Origin of the sequence: Streptomyces venezuelae, assembly GCF_008642335.1 — a bacterium.
In the GTDB taxonomy this organism is placed as follows: domain Bacteria; phylum Actinomycetota; class Actinomycetes; order Streptomycetales; family Streptomycetaceae; genus Streptomyces; species Streptomyces venezuelae_F.
The window spans coordinates 4,185,300-4,202,562 of record NZ_CP029191.1 but is presented as its reverse complement, the minus strand read 5'-3'; the positions used below and the strand labels follow the sequence as shown (position 1 = coordinate 4,202,562).

The 17,263-nt window shown below is 70.7% G+C and carries 15 protein-coding genes and 1 tRNA gene; 11 read left to right on the top strand and 5 right to left on the bottom strand.

Going from position 1 to position 17,263, the window contains the following annotated elements:
- Positions 1-1,005 precede the first annotated feature (1,005 nt).
- The 6 genes from DEJ49_RS18945 to DEJ49_RS18920 all read left to right on the top strand — a co-directional run bounded on the left by DEJ49_RS18945 (position 1,006) and on the right by DEJ49_RS18920 (position 10,035).
- On the top strand, positions 1,006-2,412 hold the full coding sequence (locus DEJ49_RS18945) for an FG-GAP repeat domain-containing protein (RefSeq protein ID WP_150185216.1): 1,407 nt from the start codon (positions 1,006-1,008) through the stop codon (positions 2,410-2,412).
- A 155-nt stretch (positions 2,413-2,567) separates the two neighbouring features.
- Positions 2,568-3,962: an FG-GAP-like repeat-containing protein gene (locus tag DEJ49_RS18940; RefSeq protein ID WP_150185215.1), complete on the top strand. Its 1,395-nt coding sequence runs from the start codon at positions 2,568-2,570 to the stop codon at positions 3,960-3,962.
- Between the two features lie 70 nt (positions 3,963-4,032).
- Entirely contained in the window at positions 4,033-5,499 is a 1,467-nt protein-coding gene (locus tag DEJ49_RS18935; protein ID WP_150185214.1) for an FG-GAP-like repeat-containing protein, read from the top strand.
- Positions 5,500-5,788: 289 nt separating this feature from the next.
- On the top strand, positions 5,789-7,276 hold the full coding sequence (locus DEJ49_RS18930) for an FG-GAP-like repeat-containing protein (protein WP_150185213.1): 1,488 nt from the start codon (positions 5,789-5,791) through the stop codon (positions 7,274-7,276).
- A 136-nt stretch (positions 7,277-7,412) separates the two neighbouring features.
- A complete protein-coding gene (locus tag DEJ49_RS18925; RefSeq protein WP_150185212.1) occupies positions 7,413-8,903 on the top strand; it encodes an FG-GAP and VCBS repeat-containing protein in 1,491 nt (496 codons plus the stop codon).
- 130 nt (positions 8,904-9,033) lie between these two features.
- Positions 9,034-10,035, top strand: a complete 1,002-nt coding sequence (locus DEJ49_RS18920; protein ID WP_150185211.1) for a Yip1 family protein — start codon at positions 9,034-9,036, stop codon at positions 10,033-10,035.
- A 100-nt stretch (positions 10,036-10,135) separates the two neighbouring features.
- Here DEJ49_RS18920 and DEJ49_RS18915 read toward each other — a convergent pair whose 3' ends face one another.
- A complete protein-coding gene (locus tag DEJ49_RS18915; RefSeq protein WP_150185210.1) occupies positions 10,136-10,633 on the bottom strand; it encodes a phosphoribosyltransferase in 498 nt (165 codons plus the stop codon).
- Positions 10,634-10,641: 8 nt separating this feature from the next.
- Positions 10,642-11,217 (bottom strand): dCTP deaminase, encoded by a 576-nt coding sequence (dcd, locus tag DEJ49_RS18910; protein WP_055565996.1) that lies wholly within the window; start codon positions 11,215-11,217, stop codon positions 10,642-10,644.
- 563 nt (positions 11,218-11,780) lie between these two features.
- On the opposite strand from dcd, the gene DEJ49_RS18905 reads away from it, so the two are divergent.
- Positions 11,781-11,851 (top strand) — tRNA-Gly (locus DEJ49_RS18905).
- A 93-nt stretch (positions 11,852-11,944) separates the two neighbouring features.
- A complete protein-coding gene (locus tag DEJ49_RS18900; protein WP_150185209.1) occupies positions 11,945-12,184 on the top strand; it encodes a hypothetical protein in 240 nt (79 codons plus the stop codon).
- Positions 12,185-12,210: 26 nt separating this feature from the next.
- Here the strand turns inward: DEJ49_RS18900 and DEJ49_RS18895 are convergent, their stop codons facing one another.
- From DEJ49_RS18895 to DEJ49_RS18885, 3 genes are all read right to left on the bottom strand, one after another.
- On the bottom strand, positions 12,211-12,729 hold the full coding sequence (locus DEJ49_RS18895) for a hypothetical protein (protein ID WP_150185208.1): 519 nt from the start codon (positions 12,727-12,729) through the stop codon (positions 12,211-12,213).
- Positions 12,730-12,979: 250 nt separating this feature from the next.
- Positions 12,980-13,306 (bottom strand): hypothetical protein, encoded by a 327-nt coding sequence (locus tag DEJ49_RS18890; protein WP_317850453.1) that lies wholly within the window; start codon positions 13,304-13,306, stop codon positions 12,980-12,982.
- Positions 13,303-13,608: a DUF6247 family protein gene (locus tag DEJ49_RS18885; protein WP_150185207.1), complete on the bottom strand. Its 306-nt coding sequence runs from the start codon at positions 13,606-13,608 to the stop codon at positions 13,303-13,305. The genes DEJ49_RS18890 and DEJ49_RS18885 overlap by 4 nt, the downstream gene beginning before the upstream one ends.
- A 339-nt stretch (positions 13,609-13,947) precedes the next feature.
- Here DEJ49_RS18885 and DEJ49_RS36435 point away from each other — a divergent pair, with 339 nt between their 5' ends.
- The 3 genes from DEJ49_RS36435 to DEJ49_RS18870 are packed head-to-tail and all read left to right on the top strand — an operon-like array spanning position 13,948 to position 17,259.
- Positions 13,948-14,793, top strand: a complete 846-nt coding sequence (locus DEJ49_RS36435) for a bifunctional metallophosphatase/5'-nucleotidase (RefSeq protein ID WP_223832892.1) — start codon at positions 13,948-13,950, stop codon at positions 14,791-14,793.
- Positions 14,777-15,310, top strand: coding sequence for a chemotaxis protein CheB (locus DEJ49_RS18875; RefSeq protein WP_223833199.1), 534 nt, complete (start codon positions 14,777-14,779; stop codon positions 15,308-15,310). The genes DEJ49_RS36435 and DEJ49_RS18875 overlap by 17 nt, the downstream gene beginning before the upstream one ends.
- The gene (locus tag DEJ49_RS18870) at positions 15,310-17,259 is read left to right on the top strand and encodes a CheR family methyltransferase (RefSeq protein ID WP_150185204.1); all 1,950 of its coding nucleotides are present in this window, start codon (positions 15,310-15,312) and stop codon (positions 17,257-17,259) included. The genes DEJ49_RS18875 and DEJ49_RS18870 overlap by 1 nt, the downstream gene beginning before the upstream one ends.
- Positions 17,260-17,263 lie beyond the last annotated feature (4 nt).

Genomic DNA, 17,263 nt, shown 5'->3' with positions numbered 1-17,263 from the left:
TGCTGTGTCGGGTGCGCTTGACGGGTGGTGGGCGGGGCGGCGCGCGGGGTGTGGGCGGGGGGGCGCGCGGCGAGTCGGTTCGCAACTTTCCCGAAGTAGGTGCCGGAGGGGGCCGGTAGCGGTGGCATCCCTCCGGTCGCCCCCGGATGATCACCCCGCGTACGGCGTGCCGACCCGACTGCCCCTCTCACCCCGCACCCCTCACCCTGTGCACCCTCCCGCCCGCCATCCATCTCGCACGCATCCGACGTGGCGCACTGACATGCCGGGAGGGGCGCATTGGGCTTGGGTGGGGGGCGCGCGGCCACTCCATTCGCAACTTTCCCAAAGTAGGTGCCGGACGGCGCGGCCCCCGACCGGACACAGCACCTCGACCATCCCGCCCACGCACGATGGACCGGTCCGCACCCGGAAACGAAAGCAGCTGACCCACGCCGAACCCTGACCGCCGCCCACGATGAGCCGGGCCGCACCCGGCCGCGCGAGGGAATGACCCGAGCGGCAACCGCCGCGCGGCTGGCGGCGCCGCGACCCTGGCGACCGCTCCCGATGGACCGGGCCGCACCCGGCCGCGCAAGGGGATGACCCGAGCGGCGACGCCGCGCGGCTGGCGGAGCCGCGACCCTGGCCGTCGGCCACGATGGACCGGGCCGCACCCGGCCGCGAAGGGTGATGACCCATACCAGCGGTCCCCGCCGGCCCCACCCCTGGCCGTCCGGGTCAAGGGTCGAGTCGCGGTGGAGGGGCGGGAGTCAAGGGTGGAGCGGAGCGGAATCGGCGAAGCCGACGCGCAGCGCAGCGGAGCGCCCTTTACTCGCGGCCCGGAACCGCCACACTCCGGACAACACCGGGCGGCCCCGGTGACCATCGAAGGCACCGGCCCACCGAAGTCCGCCCCAGACCTGGCGTGATGGAAACGGGACCATCCTGGGCTCCTCCCGCGAGGGAGGCAGGAGCATCATGGGCTGGTTGTTGTCCACGTGGCGTTCGGGATGGGTGAGAGGCATGCGGAGTGCCGGGGTACGGGGCGCGGGACGGGGCACACGGCGCGGCGGGTTCGCCGGGGCGGCCGCCGCCCTCAGCTGCGCGCTGCTCCTCGCCGGCTGCGGAAGCCACGACGACGACGCCACCTCCGATGACGCCTCGCACAAGCCCGTGAGCATGGCGGGCAAGGGCGCCCCCCAGCAGCCCATACCGCGAGGCAAGGGCGGCAAGGGCGGCAAGGGCAGCACGGTCGAGGATGACTTCAATGGTGACGGGGCCCGTGACCTCGTACTCGACGACCTCGTCCACCCCGACCACAGCGACGACGCGGGGATCGGGATCGTGTACGGCAGAGGGCAGGGCAGGCGCGGGCTCAACCCCGGCGCGCGGCAACTCGTGAGCGCGCACTCCAACGGCGCCCGCACGAACGGCCGGCTGCCCGCCGCCTTCGACTCCGAAGCCTCCTGCGACCTCGACGGAGACGGCTTCAGCGATCTGCTCGTATCGACGGATCCCCCCTACGACGGGCAGGGACAGCCGCCCGTGCCCCTCCAAATCCTCTTCGGCTCGCCGAAGGGCCTCACCGGCAAGGCAGTGAAGTTGCGCGTGCCCCCGCAGGCACGTTTCGGCAACGACTGGCCGGACCAGCCGGTCTGCGGCGACTTCGACGGGGACGGCGCGAACGACCTCGTACTGCACGCGACCGGCGCCCGGCTGACGTACCTACGCGGTCCGTTCAAGCGGAACGGCGCCCCCCGTGCCGCGGGCAAGCCCGTCACCGCGCCCGGCAACAACCTCGTGACCGGCCGCGCCACGGACGTCGACGGCGACGGCTACGACGACGTACTCGTCCGCAAGGCCGCCGACGCGGCGGGCGCCGCCACGAGTGCCCTGGTCATGGGCGGCCCCCAGGGCCCCGACGAGACCGGCGTGCTCCTCCCCGCGGGCAAGGACATCGCCTTCGGCCGCTTCGGCAAGGGGAAGGGGATGGACGCGGCCGTCGCCGGTCCCAAGGGCGTCGCCCTGCGCTACGACGTGCCGGGCACCCTGAGGGAGTCCCTGGAGGCCAAGGACATGGCCGTCGACACGGGTGACCTCGACGGGGACGGCCTGAGCGAGCTGGTCCTGAACGGCGCGGCGAGCGGGTCCGGGGGCAGCGCGGGGGACATACGCGTCTTCCGCGGCCGTACGTCGGAGCTCTCGTCCGACGCCACCGCGCTGATCCAGCCGCCGGACCACGGCATGACCGAGGTCCTCCACGTCGCGGACTTCGACGGCGACGCGCGGGCCGACCTGGTCGTACGCACGTACCGCGGGGACAGCCAGGACATCGTGGGGGTGTACCAGGGCCGCCCGGGTGACCTCGTGGCGCGCAAGCCGCTGGTCACGTTCTCCACGGCGGAGTTCCTCGCCCTGCGCGGGCGGTGACCAACTGCCGTACGCATGACGGCTACCGCACCACCCGTTCACCTGACGGCCACCGCACCATCCCCGCCACACAACCCTTCATACGACTCACGAGTCACACCCCCCGGAAGCCATACCCAAAGGCTCACCCCAAGGCTCACTTCCGGGAGACCCACGTGCGCGTAAGAAACCTGGCCGTCACCGCCACCGTCGCGGCCCTCGCGGCGACGGGCCTCGCGCTGCCCATGGCCGGTACGGCGAGCGCCGCCCCCGCCCTGAAGGACGACTTCAACGGCGACGGCTACCGCGACCTCGCCATCGGATCCCCCGACTCCAACTCCGTGACCATCACGTACGGTTCGGCGAACGGCGTGTCGAAGGGACGGTCCGTCACCGTCACCCAGAACACCGCGGGCGTGCCCGGCGTCACCGAGCCGGGCGACGAGTTCGGCGAGAGCGTGACCAGCGGCGACGTGAACCACGACGGCTTCGCCGACCTGATCGTCGGCGCCCCCGGCGAGCAGGTCACGGGCAAGCCGTCCGGCTCCGTCTCCGTCGTCTACGGCGGCCGGAACCCGTTCACCTCCGGCGGCCGCGCCCTGAACTCCCCCGCCGACACCACAGGCCGCTTCGGCGAGGCAGCCGTCTGGACCGACCTGGACTACGACGGCTCACCCCAACTGGCCGTCATCAGCGGCGACAACTGGTACTACTACACCGGCACGGGCGAGAACGGGAACGTGTACGGCCTGGAGGTCGACTTCATACCCGAAGGCGCCCGCCTCGACGGCATGGTCGCCGGCAACTTCAAGTACAAGGACGGTGTCGGCTTCGTCCTGTCCGGCGAGCGCGCGGACGGCGGCGCCTGGACCGCGCACATGAACGGCGGCGTCGGCGACTACGGCTACCGCGCCGAGATCCTCGCCGAGGGCGGCGACCCCACAGCTACGCGCGACGCGGCCACCGCGGGCGACGTCGACGGCGACGGCTACGACGACCTCATCACCGGCAACCCGCGCGACGCGGCCGGCGGCAAGGGCGGTTCGGTCACCGTGCGGCGCGGCGGCGACGGCGCGTTCGGCGCGCCGGTGACGTACAGCCAGGACAGCGCGGGCGTCCCCGGCGCCGACGAGACGGGCGACGGCTTCGGCGCCGCCGTCTCCGCGGGCGACGTCACCGGCGACGGCCTCGCGGACCTCGCGGTGGGCGCACCCGGTGAGACCGTCGACGGGGTGGCCGCGAGCGGCAGCGTCACCCTGCTCACGTCCGTGCGCGGCGCCTTCACTTCGGGCCGCGCCTGGCATCAGGAGACCACCGGCGTACCCGGCGTCGCCGAAGAGGGCGACCGCTTCGGTACGTCCGTACGCCTCAAGGACATCAACAAGAACGGCAAGGCCGACCTGGCCACCGGCGCGCTCGGCGAGGACATCGGCACGACGCGGGACGTCGGCGCCGTGTGGGTCCTGCGCGGCACGTCGACGGGCCTGACCACGTCCTACGCGACGTCGTTCAACGGCTCGGACTTCGGGGTCGGCGGCGCGGGGGCGGGGTTCGGGCGCGCGCTGCGCTGACCTGCCCCCTCTCCCCCTTCTCGCGATCACGGCCCCTCTCGTACCCCCTACACACCCTGGAGATCCCTCCATGTCCACGTACGCGCGTAACCACCTACTCGGCGCCGCCGCACTCTGCGCCGCCACCGCCCTCGGCGTCACCGGCCTGACCGCGGGCAACGCCGCCGCGGCCACCCCCGCTGCCGCCGACGCCCCCTCCAAGATCCGCGGCGACTACAACGGCGACGGCTACGTGGACCTCGCGGTCGGCGTGCCGAGCGCCACCGTGGACGGCAAGGCCAAGGCCGGGTACGTCAACGTCGTCTGGGGCGGCGCGTCGGGCCTCGGCAAGCACGGGTCGACGACCGTCAGCCAGTCCACGGCCGGCGTGCCGGGCACCGCGGAGGCGGGCGACGGATTCGGGTACGCCGTCGCCTCGGACGACATGAACGGCGACGGCTACAGCGACCTGATCGTCGGCGCGCCCGACGAGGACACCACCGTCGGCCTGAGCGTCGGCACCGTCGCCGTCGTCTGGGGCGGCGCGAACGGGTTCAAGGGCGGCTTCACCGCCGCCAACGGGAACTTCGACAGTTCGCAGTACGGCGCGCAGCTCGCCACCGGCGACTTCGACAAGGACGGCGACAACGACATCGCGTTCAACGCCCACTTCGACGAGTCCAGCTCCGTGGTGGTGCGGCCCGGCCCGTTCACCGCGGGCTCGCCCGCCACGCTCGACCGGGTCACCGGCTGGCACTTCGGGGGCTCCACCGCCCTCGTCGGCGGCGACTTCGACGGCGACGGCGGGGACGACCTCGCCGTCTCGTACAGCGGCATGGAGATCGGCGGTACGACGGTCATGAACCGCGCGTCGGGCCAGTGGAAGGAGACGTGGCGGACGTCCGACCGCACGAACACGTCGCTCGCGGCCGGCGACTTCGACGGGGACGGCACGACGGACCTCGCCGTCGGCAACGTACAGCCCAACCCCGAGGTCGAGGAGACCACCTGCGCGGACCGGCTCGGCGGCGCGATCCTGACCGTGTACGGCAAGAAGGACGGCGCGCTCGGCGACGGCGGCACCGCGTGCACCACCCAGGACTCGCCCGAGGTCGGCGGCACGGCGGAGGCCGACGACAACTTCGGCGCGCATCTCGCCGTCGGCGACCTCGACGGGAACGGCGGCGCCGACCTGATCGTCGGCGCCGACGCGGAGGCCGTCGGGACGGCGCGGAACGCGGGCACGTACTGGACCCTCGCGTCGGCCGGCGCGGGCAAGCCGTTCACGGGTCCCGCCTTCAGCCAGAACACCGCGGGCGTCGCGGGCACGGCGGAGGCGGACGACCACTTCGGCCAGTCCGTCGCGACCGGCGACTACAACGGCGACTCCCGGCCCGACGTCGCGGTGGGCGCGCCCGGCGAGGACAGCAGGAAGGGCGGCGTCTGGTACGCGCCGAGCGCGAAGGACGGGGGCCCGCGTCCGGAGGTCACGTCCGTGACGCCGGGCAAGCTGGGGCTCGCGGGGGCGCGTGAGTACGGGATGGTTCTCGGGCGGTAGGCAGGGCACCGTCGGCCATCGCGCACCCGGCGGACTCGGCGCCGTCGAATCACCGGCTTCGCCGAGTTCGTCCTCAAACGCCGGACGGGCTGGAACCTTCACCCCAGCCCGTCCAGCGACCGAAGGGTGAGACAACTCAGCGCCCCCGTACAACCCTTGCCCCCCACCATCGGTCTCTCCTTCGCCGACCGTGGCGTGACGCCCGGGCCAATGCCCGGTGAACGCGCCCGTCGCACCCCATCGACTGCGGATGCCCGCCAGGCATCCCCGCACGCTGCAGGAGTACCGCATGGCCAAGCACAAGCGCACCTCCACCACCGGCCGTTCCAGACGTACGCGGCTCGCCGCCGCGACGGCCGCCACCGCCGCGCTGACCGGCGGACTGCTCGCCGCCACGGGCGCCACCGCCTCCGCCGCACCGGCCGAGCCGCTGCCCTCGCACGAGGCCGACTTCAACGGCGACGGCGTCGCCGACCTCGCCACCTCCGCGGCCTACGCCAACGTCGGCGGCAAGGACCAGGCCGGCCAGGTCGTCGTCACGTACGGCGGAAGCAGCCTGCGCCACAAGACGTACAGCCAGAACAGCGCGGGCGTCCCCGGCTCCGCCGAGGCGGGTGACATCTTCGGATACGACACCGCCTACGGCGACTTCGACCGCGACGGCTACGACGACCTCGCGATCGCCGCACCCGGTGAGGACGTCGGCAGCGACAAGGACGGCGGCACCGCGCAGATCCTGTGGGGCTCCCCGAACGGGCTCTCCGGCGGTACGACGGTGAAGGACCCCCGTCCCAGCGGCCACGACTACTTCGGCGGACCCATCGAGGCCGGCGACTTCGACGGCGACGGCAACACCGACCTCGCCATCGGCGCCCGGTCCGGCGCGGCCACCATCGACGTGGTGGACGGCAAGATCTCCCGTACCAGCGGCACCGGCAGCGGCCACTACACGGTGAAGCCCGCCATCCAGAGCGGCGAGGGCGCCGGGCCCTTCAACCTGCACTCCGGCGACGTGAACGGCGACAAGAGGGAAGACCTCATCGTCGACGGCTACTCCACCGGCGACAGCTACAACGCCAACCTGTGGGTGCCCGGCACCGCCGACGGCCTCAAGACCACCAACCAGCAGCGGCTGCCCGGCGGCATCATCACCGACGTCGGCGACACGGACAGCGACGGCTACGGCGACATCGTCATCGGCCTGGAGTGGGACGACGAGATCGCCGGCGCGAACAAGGGCGGCTCGGTGTACGTGGTGCACGGCTCCGCCAACGGGCCGTACGGCGGCACGCAGGTCTTCACCCAGGACACCGACGGCGTGCCGGGCGCGGGTGAGAAGGGCGACCTCTTCGGCAACGAGCTCGACCTCGGCGACATCAACGGCGACGGCCACCTCGACCTGGTCGTGGGCGCGGCGGGCGAGGATCTCGGCGGCGTCACGGACGCGGGCTCGGTCACCGTCATCTACGGCAAGGCCGACGGTTCTGGCCTCTCCACCGAAGGCGCCGTCTTCCTCGACCAGAACACGCCGGGCGTGCCCAACTCGAACGAGAAGAACGACTACTTCGGCGCGGACGTCCACGTCGACGACCTGAACGGCGACGGGCGTGGCGACGTCACGGTCGGCGCGTACGGCGAGAACGGCGCGAACGGCGCGCTCTACCCGCTGACCAGCAAGAGCGACGGCACGCTCGCCGGCTCGACGGGCGTCTACACGTCGACCGTGGGCGTCTCCGGGGCGGGAACGCCGCGCCTCGGCATGAACTTCGCCGACTGACCCCCACGGGACTGATCCACACGGGACTGTTCCCCGCGGGGCTGATCCCCACGGGTCACCCCTACCGCTCACCCCGGGCCCGCACCGCCTGTGCGGGCCCGGCTCCACCATCCGCCCTCCTCCCCTCGGAGCCCCCATGCGCGCACGTACCCACACCCTGGCGTTGGCCGCGGCGACCGTCCTGGCCGCCACCGGCCTGACCCTCCCCCTCACGACCTCGGCCACCGCTGCCCCGGCCGCGGCTCCGGCCGCCGCCCCGCTGAAGGCCGACTTCGACGGCAACGGATACGCGGATCTCGCCGTGGGCGTGCCGGGCGGCACCGTCGACGGCAAGGCGAAGGCGGGCTACGTGAGCGTCGTCTTCGGCGGCCCGGGCGGCCCGGGGTCCAGCAACGTGCGGCGCATCACCCAGGCCACAGTCGAGGTGCCCGGCACGCCGGAGGCAGGCGACCGCTTCGGCGCGGCCGTCACCACGGCGTACATAGACGACGACAAGTACGCCGACCTGGTCATCGGCGCCCCCGGCGAGGACATCGACGGCAAGACGGACGCGGGTTCCGTCACCGTCCTCTACGGCACGGGCGACGGCTTCGCCCTGGCCAATACGGCGGCGCGGGGCGCGAAGGCCGGCGACGTGTACGGAAACGCGCTGGCCGCAGCCGACTTCACCGGCGACACGGACGTCGACCTGGCGATCGGCGGCAAGGACCAGATCGTCTTCAACGCCAACCCGTACACCGCCGACACCACCCCCGGCATGGCCCGCCGCATGGGCGGCCGCGCCCCCGTCCTCACGACCGGCGACTTCGACTCCGACGGCCTCCCCGAGCTGGCCGTCGCGTACTACGAGCAGAGCCCCACCCGCACGCAGTCCCACGTCCAGCTCTACCGCTACGACAAGAACGACGAGGTCCCCGGCGACCTCGACCTGACCTGGAGCAGCGACAACAGCGCGGCGAACGCGCTGGCCGCGGGCGACTTCAACGGCGACGGCCACGACGACCTCGCCCTCGGCAACTGCCGTGAGATCGCCGACGAGAACATCGACGACCCGTGCGGCCCCGAGGAGCTCGCCGAGGGCGGCGGCATCCACATCCACTACGGGGACGGCGACGGCCTCGTGTGGGAGGGCCAGACCCTCAACCAGGACACCCCGGGCGTCCCGGGTGTCGCCGAGAAGGGCGACGACTTCGGCAACGCGCTCGCCGCGGCAGACATCGACGGCGACGGGAAGGACGACCTGGTCGCGGGCGCCCCGGGCGAGGCCATCGGCAGCGCGGCCGGCGCGGGTGCCGTCACCGTCCTGAAGGGCGGCGCGAACGGCATCCTCACGGAGGACGGGAAGGCGGTGGGCGCGGTCTCGTACCAGCAGAACTCCCCCAACATCCCGGGCGGCGCCGAGGCGGGCGACCGGTTCGGCGCGGCGCTCGACTTCGCGGACCACAACGGCGACGGCAGCCCGGACCTCTCGGCCGCCGCACCCGGCGAGAACGCGTCGGCGGGCGGCGTCTGGAACCTCCCGCACCTCGCGACCGGCACGACGGGCACGACGGTCGTCACCCCCAAGTCGCTGGGCCTCGAAACGGTTTCGGGCCCGCTGACGTACGGAGCGTCGCTGGCGCACTGAAACGCGTACGGGAACACCCTTCCGGGTCACCCCTCCGGGTACCCCTAGGGGTTGTCACAGGTCGGCCGCAAAGCCGCGTCTCCTCCCGGGGAGGGACGCCCCGCCCCCGCAGAACAGGTACGTTCGATTCGTGGCTGGATTCAGGATCGGACGCGGCCGGGACAACCGCGCCCCGCGACCGCAACAACAACCGCGACCGCACCAACAACCGCGGCAGCAGCCGTACGGACAGCAGGCCCCGCAGCAGGGAGGGCAGCAGCCGTACGGCTACCCGCCTGCGCCGTCGGCCCCGCAGTACGGGGGCGGCGCACAGCAGTACGGGGGCGGCGCACCGCAGGGCGGCAGCAGGCCGTACGGCGGCGGGGGCGGCGGCAACCAGCAGTGGCCCCAGGCGGGCGGCGGCGCCGGCAACCATGGCGAGCCGGAGTACTTCGGCGGCCATGACGACCGCGGCCACGGCGCCCCCCAGGGCGGCTACGACCCGTACGCGGCGAACAACCCCGGGCACACGCAGGCCTTCTCCATCGGCGAGGACCCGTACACCCAGGGCGACACGTACCGCGCGGGCCAGGCGAGCGCGGCCCCCGTGGGCCCGCGCCTGCACTGGAAGGACCTGCTCCGCGGCATCGTGCTGCGCCCCGGCCCGACCTTCTTCCAGATGCGGGACTACGCGATGTGGGCCCCCGCCCTCATCGTCACGTTCCTCTACGGCGCGCTGGCGATCTTCGGGTTCGACGAGGCCCGCGAGGACGCGATCAACGCGACGCTGTCGTCGGCGGTCCCGTTCGTCCTCACCACCGGCGTCGCGATCACCATCAGCGCGTTCATCCTGGGCGTGGTCACGCACACCCTCGCCCGCCAGCTCGGCGGCAACGGCGCGTGGCAGCCGACGGTCGGCCTCTCCATGCTGATCATGTCGCTGACGGACGCGCCCCGCGTGATCGTGGCGATGTTCCTCGGCGGCGGCCAGCCCTTCGTCCAGCTGCTCGGCTGGGCGACGTGGATCGCGGCGGGCGCGCTGCTCACGACGATGGTCAGCAAGTCCCACGACCTGCCGTGGCCGAAGGCGCTGGGCGCGTCGACGATCCAGCTGCTGGCGATTCTGTCGATCATCAAGCTGGGCACGTTCTAGTAGGCACGTATGCGAGAAGGGGCCGGTGGACTTGGCGTCCACCGACCCCTTCTCACGTACTCACACGCTTACGCGCTCACACGCTCACACGCTCACGCGCTCACGCGTCGAGAACCTGCCCCTGACGCTTCACGACGGGAGGCTCGACGCTCCACGGGAAGTTGATCCACTCGTCGGTGCGCTTCCACACGTACTCGCACTTCACGAGGGAGTGCGACTTCTCGTAGATGACGGCGGACCGCACCTCGGCGACGTGGTCGAGGCAGAAGTCGTGGACGAGCTTCAGCGTCTTGCCGGTGTCGGCGACGTCGTCGGCGATCAGCACCTTCTTGTCGGTGAAGTCGATGACGTTGGGAACGGGCGCAAGCATCACAGGCATCTCGAGCGTCGTCCCGACCCCGGTGTAGAACTCCACGTTCACGAGGTGGATGTTCTTGCAGTCGAGTGCGTACGCGAGACCGCCCGCGACGAAGACGCCACCGCGGGCGATGGAGATGATCACGTCGGGCTGGTACCCGTCGTCGGCGATGGTCTGCGCGAGCTCCCGCACAGCACGGCCGAACTTCTCGTACGAAAGATTCTCGCGCACGTCACTCATGCTGGATGTCACACCTGTGTCCGATGGAAATTGAGGAAGGAACGGGAGGCGGTGGGCCCCCGCTGTCCCTGGTAACGCGACCCGTAGCGCTCCGACCCGTAGGGGGCCTCGGCGGGCGAGGTGAGCCGGAACATGCAGAGCTGCCCGATCTTCATCCCCGGCCAGAGCTTGATCGGCAGGGTCGCCAGGTTCGAGAGCTCAAGGGTCACGTGCCCGCTGAACCCCGGGTCGATGAACCCGGCGGTGGAGTGCGTGACGAGCCCGAGCCGCCCGAGGCTGGACTTCCCCTCGAGCCGACTGGCGAGATCATCCGGCAAGGAGATGACCTCGTACGTCGAGGCGAGCACGAACTCCCCGGGGTGGAGGATGAACGGCTCATCGCCCTCGGGCTCCACGAGCCGCGTCAGGTCGGCCTGCTCGACGGAGGGGTCGATGTGGGGGTAGCGGTGATTCTCGAACACCCGGAAGTAGCGGTCCAGCCGCACGTCGATGCTCGAGGGCTGCACCATGGATTCGTCGTACGGGTCGATCCGCACCCGTCCGGAGTCGATCTCGGCCCGGATGTCCTTGTCTGAGAGAAGCACGCACCGAGGATACGCAGAGCGCGGGGGCCGCCCCCAATCGGACGGCCCCGCGCGCCCCGGTGCTCTCGTTAGCTGCTGCCGCTACTGCCGCTGCTGCTACTGCCGCTATCGCCGCTACCGTCGCTGCAAGGTGACCGGCACGGCGTGCCGGAGCCGGGCACACCGCGGGCAGCGGATGAGCCGGCCAGGACCGAGCCGGTCCGCCTGCTGCATCGGGAACGAAGCGGTGCTGAACACGTGCCCTTCGGCACATCGGACGACGGTGCGCTCCATCAAGTCCTGTAGTCCCTTCCCCAGTCGTAGGTGAGCTCGTACGTACCCGTACCACCCGTACAAACTCGTCTTACGCTCGCCTCCGAGCCGACGACGAAAGGCCACATTACGGTATGAAAGGGACGCTCATCCAGGCGGCACGACCGCGTGCCACGGTACGCCCCAACTCCCTGCGGACGCACGGCGCATCCCCCTCCCGGACAGCACTCGGGCCCCGCGGCGAGAGCGCCGGGGGCCCGGGATGAGGTAGAGTGTGCGACGTTACGACACCGGTTCATACGGCGTCTTTCGCGGGTGTAGTTTAGTGGTAGAACATCAGCTTCCCAAGCTGAGAGTGCGAGTTCGATTCTCGTCACCCGCTCTTACTCGAACCCCCGGGTCATGGACCCGGGGGTTTCTTGCTGCGCGGTGTGCGGTACGCGCGGGCGGGCGGGCCTGAGGAAGGGGAACCCCGATGCGAGTGCTCGTCATGCTCTCCAAGGCGATACTCACCACCCTGGCCACATGGCTGACCCTGACGATCCTGATCGCCCTCCCCGCCCTGCTCCCGCCGCGCTGGGAGTACTACCTGATCTCCCCCGCAAGCGTGGGCCTCTACCTCCTGGCCATGCTGACGGCGCCCCCCATCGCCTGCTGGAAATTCCGCGACTGGATCCGAACGGTCCCGGGGGACGAGGGGCGCACGAACATCTGACGGTCCTGCCCCGCGCGTGACGCTGCTCAGAGGGCGGTCGGGCGGTCCTCGATGTCCCGGAGGATTGAAGGTGCCCCCGCAGCCGTCGCCCTCGTGTGCTCCTTCGACCTCTTCAGGCGGCGCCGCCAGGTGAAGCGGGAGCGCTGTGGGTGCCAGAGGGACTGATAGACGAGTTCCGTGGCGCCGGAGAACGCGTCCATGTACGTCGTGGACACGCCTCCGCCGAACTCCGGGTCCGGGTTGCGCTCCCACTCGCGGCGGCTCTCCAGGTAGATCGCCACGCGTGTGGTGACGTACCAGCCCGAGACCTCGCGAGGCACCCCCGCCGCCATGGCGGCCGACTCGAAGGCGTGTACCGCTGTGCGCAGTTGCGGCCACTCGTTGTCCCTGCCGTGGGCCCAGTGCGCCTGCTCCAGGGTGGCCATGGCTTCGCGAGCGGTGGCGCGGGACCGACGGCGCTCCGGGCCTGCCGACACGTACTGCGTCACGACTGCGCCGACACTGCCGGCTCCGAGGAGTTGGATGAGGGAGGCGAGGTCGGCCATGCACGGAAGGTACAGCGTCCGCTTCGGTGCTCTTCTGCCAGTGGGTTCAGGCGTCGCCGGAGCGGGGCCCGGCCGTCGCGGCTACCTTCGGCGGCGGACGTACCAGGCGACGGTCAGCACGATGAGAGCCGAGAGCACGAACGCCCACACAGTCGTGGCTGTGCTGCGGGACGAGTACACGATGGCCACCATGCATGACGGGTACCCCGTACGCGGCCAGCCCCTCAGAGTTGTTGTGGACCACCGTCCGTCATTGCCAGAAGATCTCTTCGACGACGATCTGGGGGTCGTGCACACGGCGCATGAAGGTGTAGCGCAACCAACCGTGATAGTTGTCGAAGTGCAGGAGGTGCGGGCCCTTCGGGTTTGTTGACAGCGAGGGCTCGACCCTCATCGTGTCGGGCAGCTCGGCGTCCGTCTCGATTCCTCGGAAGTACGGGTCCTTCGCCGTCACCAGTTCGGCGCGAGCGGCGTCGACGATCTTCCGGACGTGCTCGGGCAGTGCGTCGCGTGCCGCTTGGGCTTTGAGGGTCCAGTCCATCTGCCACGGTGGCCCCATCAACGCGTCGCCGCTCAACGGCCGGGCTCCGTGCGGGCGGCCATGTGACGGATGTTGGAGGCTTCCTCCACCAGCTTCCTGGCTTCGGCGAGGTCGGTGGCTTCCGTGGCGCGCGCTTCGAGGTCCGTCAGGTGAGCGTCGAGATGGGGGTCACGGGCGATCGCGTACTCACCCCACCAGCGCGCCATGAACGCCGGTACGGGACCGAGGTCGTACGTGTCGGCGATCGCCCGCTTCCAGTGCGCGTCGAAGTCGGCGAGCAGCCGCGGAGCGTTCTGGGCGATGGCTTCGCGGAGTGCCTTGGGCGTTCTCTCCGGCATGGGAGGGACACCGGGTGAGTCGGTAGCAGGGGTACTCATACTCTGTCCTCCGTCGCCCTCGCTTCGATTCCGGAGCCTACCGCCGCGGCCTGCGCCATGCAGAGGTTCACGTCAGTCCCGTATCAGTGCCCGAGCCCCACCGGTGTCGGCTCGGCTGCCGAGCGGTGCCGGACCGACGACATAGGGAAGGAGCCTCGCCGGCGAGCTTGTGTCAACCGTCCGGGGCGGTTGGCCCGGTTGGTCGACGAGGCTCGGGAGGGGCAGCGGGCGTCCCTGACCGTGGGGGCCAGGGACTTGATCGGGGGAGTCCTCTGTTGTCCGCGTTGTCAGGTGTTGCTCGTGCATGAAGGGGAAGCCGCGCACGGCGTCGCCGGGCGCGGGGACTGTGACGCCGACGGGCCCGGGTCCCGGCTCCGTGGGCGGATCAAGGGCATCGCCGAGCGGACGCCCGGCGCCGTCGACCTCATCGTCAGCGGGCACTCGCACGACTCGTCCGCCAAGGTCGCCGACCGGACCGTCGGACACATCTCCGCCGACATGCCGGGGCGGGGGTCCAAGGAGAAGGAGACCCCCCTCGGCAGCCTGCTCGCCGGCGCGCAGGTGGAGGCCACCCGCGGGGAGCGGGCCGAGTTGGCCTTCCTCAATCCGGGCGGCATGCGTGCCGGCCTCGTCCGCAAGGGCGACGGGGCCATCACCTTCGCCGACGCGTTCCGTACACAGCCCTTCGGGACGCCGCTGGTGACCATGACGCTCACCGGGGAGCAGTTGCTCAGTGTGCTGCGTGAGCAGTTCTCCGGTGCCAACGCCGACGACCCGCGGTTCCTGCAGCTGTCGTCCGCGATCAAGTGCTCGGTCGACATGGGGCGGACCGGGGCGGCGCGGCTGCTGACCGAGACCGTCCAGGTCAAGGGGGAGCGGGTGACGGCCGGGAAGACGTACCGCGTGACCGTCAACGACTTCCTCGCCGGGCAAGGCGCACCACTTCCCGCGGTCATGTCATATTCGGCGGCCATTTTCCTCCCTCTCCCGGCGGGGCCGACTCCGCTAGGCTCGGTACGTGACGGCCGCCCAGCCCAGCCCTCCTCAGCCCGACGACGACCACCCCACCGCCGGCCGGACCCCTACGGGCCCCTACGCCGTCGTCGCTGTCGCGTCGTCCGCGGGCGGCATCCAGGGGCTGAGTGAACTCCTGGGGGCACTGGGTCCGGAGTTGCCCGTGCCGGTGCTGGTGGTCCAGCACCTCGACCCGAGGCACCGGACCGTGATCGCCGACGTGCTCGACCGGCGTACGGATCTCCCGGTCGAACTCGCGGAGCCCGGGGAGAAACCGGCCCCCGGCACCGTCCACATCGCGCCACCCGGGCGCCACCTGCTCGTCGGCTCGGACGGGGACCTGACGCTCTCCGACGCGGAGCTGGTCCACTTCGTACGTCCCTCCGCCGACCTCCTCTTCGAATCGGTCGCCGCGTACTACGGGCCCCGCGCCATCGCCTGCGTGCTGACCGGTACCGGAGTGGACGGGGCGATGGGTGTGGAGGCCGTGCATTCGCGCGGCGGGACCGTGATCGTCGAGGATCCGCGGACCGCGGAGTTCTCCGGGATGCCCCAGGCGGCCCTGAATACGGGCGCGGTGGATTTCGTGCTACCTCTTGTGGAGATCGCGGCGGTCGTCCGCGGCCTTCTCGACGCCACGGGGCAGTGATGAACGAATCCAGCAAAGAGCCGCGCCACGAACCTCGCCACGAACCCCGCCACGAACCCCGCCATGAGGGCCGTGCAGAGAACCGCAACGATGCTCAGCAGTCGGAACCCAATGAAGCCCTGGAAGAGCTGCTGCTCTTCATCAGGGAGGCGCGCGGGTTCGACTTCACCGGATACAAGCGTTCCACTCTGGGACGCCGTATCCACAAGCGGATGTCCGACGTCGGGATCGTCTCGTACCAGGACTACCAGGATCTCCTGGAGACGAGCGCCGAGGAATTCAGCGCGCTGTTCAACACGATTCTGATCAACGTCACCTCTTTCTTCCGTGACCCGGAGGCCTGGACCTTCCTCCAGCACGAGGTCGTCCCCGAACTGATCGCCGATCTCACGCCCGACCAGGAGATCCGGGTGTGGAGCGCCGGCTGCTCCAGCGGCGAGGAGGCGTACTCGCTGGCGATCATGTTCGCGGAGGCGCTGGGCATCGAGGAGTGCCTGCGACGCGTCAAGATCTACGCCACGGACGTGGACGAGGAGGCGCTGCGCGAGGCCAGGTCGGGGCTGTACCCGCCGAAGTCGCTGGAACCGCTCGCCACCGAGCTGCGGGACAAGTACTTCGAGCCGAACGGCGCGCAGCTCAGCTTCCGCGCCGACCTGCGCCGCCGGGTGATCTTCGGGCGGCACGACATCACCCGCGACGCCCCGATCTCCCGGCTCGACCTGCTGATCTGCCGGAACACGCTGATGTACTTCAACGTCGAGGCGCAGACACAGATCATCGACCGTTTCCACTTCGCCCTGCGCCAGGGCGGCTTCCTCTTCCTCGGCAAGGCCGAGATGCTGCTGAACGACGCCGACCGGTTCGAGGTGGCGGACATGCGGCAGCGCGTCTTCCGGCGGCGTACGGGAGAGGCGGGACTGCCGTACCAGCCCGCGCCCCTGAAGGTCAGGAGCAGTTCGGGGCTCGAACTGCACTCCGTGGCGCGCACCCGGCAGCTGCGCGACCTGGTCCTCGACGCGGGACCGATCCCGTGGATCGCGATCGACGGCGACGGCGCCGTCGTGGTGATCAACAGTCAGGCGCGGGCCCAGTTCGGGCTGAGCTCCAACGACGTGGGCCGTCCCTTCCAGGACCTGGAGATCTCCTATCGGCCCGTCGAGCTGCGCTCCCTCATCGACCAGGCCACGCACGAGCGCCGGACGCTGCGGGTCAACCGGGTGGAGCGGCGGGTCGGCGAGGAGGTCCAGTACCTCGACATCCTCATCCAGCCGCTCTCCGGCCCCAACGGCCTGCATGTGGCGACCACGATCTCCTTCACCGACGTCACCGTCGCCACGCAGCTGAAGGCCGAGGTCAAGCGCGTACGCGAGGACCTGGAGACGGCGTACGAGGAACTCCAGTCCACCAACGAGGAGCTGGAGACCACCAACGAGGAACTCCAGTCCAGCATCGAGGAGTTGGAGACCACCAACGAAGAGCTCCAGTCCACGAACGAGGAACTGGAGACCACCAACGAGGAACTCCAGTCCGGCAACGAGGAACTGGAGACCATGAATGACGAGATGCGCATCCGCACCGAGGAGCTCGACGAGGCCAGGGCGTTCCTGGAGGCCGTGCTCACCAGCATCGCGGCGGGCGTGGTCGTGCTGGACAGCAAGCTGCGGGTGAAGAGCTGGAACCGGGGCGCCGTCGATCTGTGGGGGCTGCGCAGCGACGAGGTCGTCGACAAGGTCTTCTTCGACCTGGACTTCGGGCTGCCGACGGAAGAGCTGAGGCCGCTGGTGCAGGAGTGTCTGCAGAGCCGTCAGCGGACCGGGCCGATGCCCGTGCACGCGCTGAGCCGCATCGGGAGGCCGATCACGTGCGACGTCTTCTGCTCCCCGTTCGACGGCCACAACGGCGGTGTGGTCCTCATGATGGAAGAGAGCCGGATGCCCTCCACCGATTGACCTC

Coding starts and splice junctions, on each gene's coding strand:
- DEJ49_RS18945 (WP_150185216.1), top strand. CDS start 1,006: ATGCGGAGTGCCGGGGTACGGGGCGCGGGACGGGGCACACGGCGCGGC.
- DEJ49_RS18935 (WP_150185214.1), top strand. CDS start 4,033: ATGTCCACGTACGCGCGTAACCACCTACTCGGCGCCGCCGCACTCTGC.
- DEJ49_RS18930 (WP_150185213.1), top strand. CDS start 5,789: ATGGCCAAGCACAAGCGCACCTCCACCACCGGCCGTTCCAGACGTACG.
- DEJ49_RS18925 (WP_150185212.1), top strand. CDS start 7,413: ATGCGCGCACGTACCCACACCCTGGCGTTGGCCGCGGCGACCGTCCTG.
- DEJ49_RS18915 (WP_150185210.1), bottom strand. CDS start 10,633: ATGAGTGACGTGCGCGAGAATCTTTCGTACGAGAAGTTCGGCCGTGCT.
- DEJ49_RS18900 (WP_150185209.1), top strand. CDS start 11,945: ATGCGAGTGCTCGTCATGCTCTCCAAGGCGATACTCACCACCCTGGCC.
- DEJ49_RS18895 (WP_150185208.1), bottom strand. CDS start 12,729: ATGGCCGACCTCGCCTCCCTCATCCAACTCCTCGGAGCCGGCAGTGTC.
- DEJ49_RS18885 (WP_150185207.1), bottom strand. CDS start 13,608: ATGCCGGAGAGAACGCCCAAGGCACTCCGCGAAGCCATCGCCCAGAAC.
- DEJ49_RS18870 (WP_150185204.1), top strand. CDS start 15,310: ATGAACGAATCCAGCAAAGAGCCGCGCCACGAACCTCGCCACGAACCC.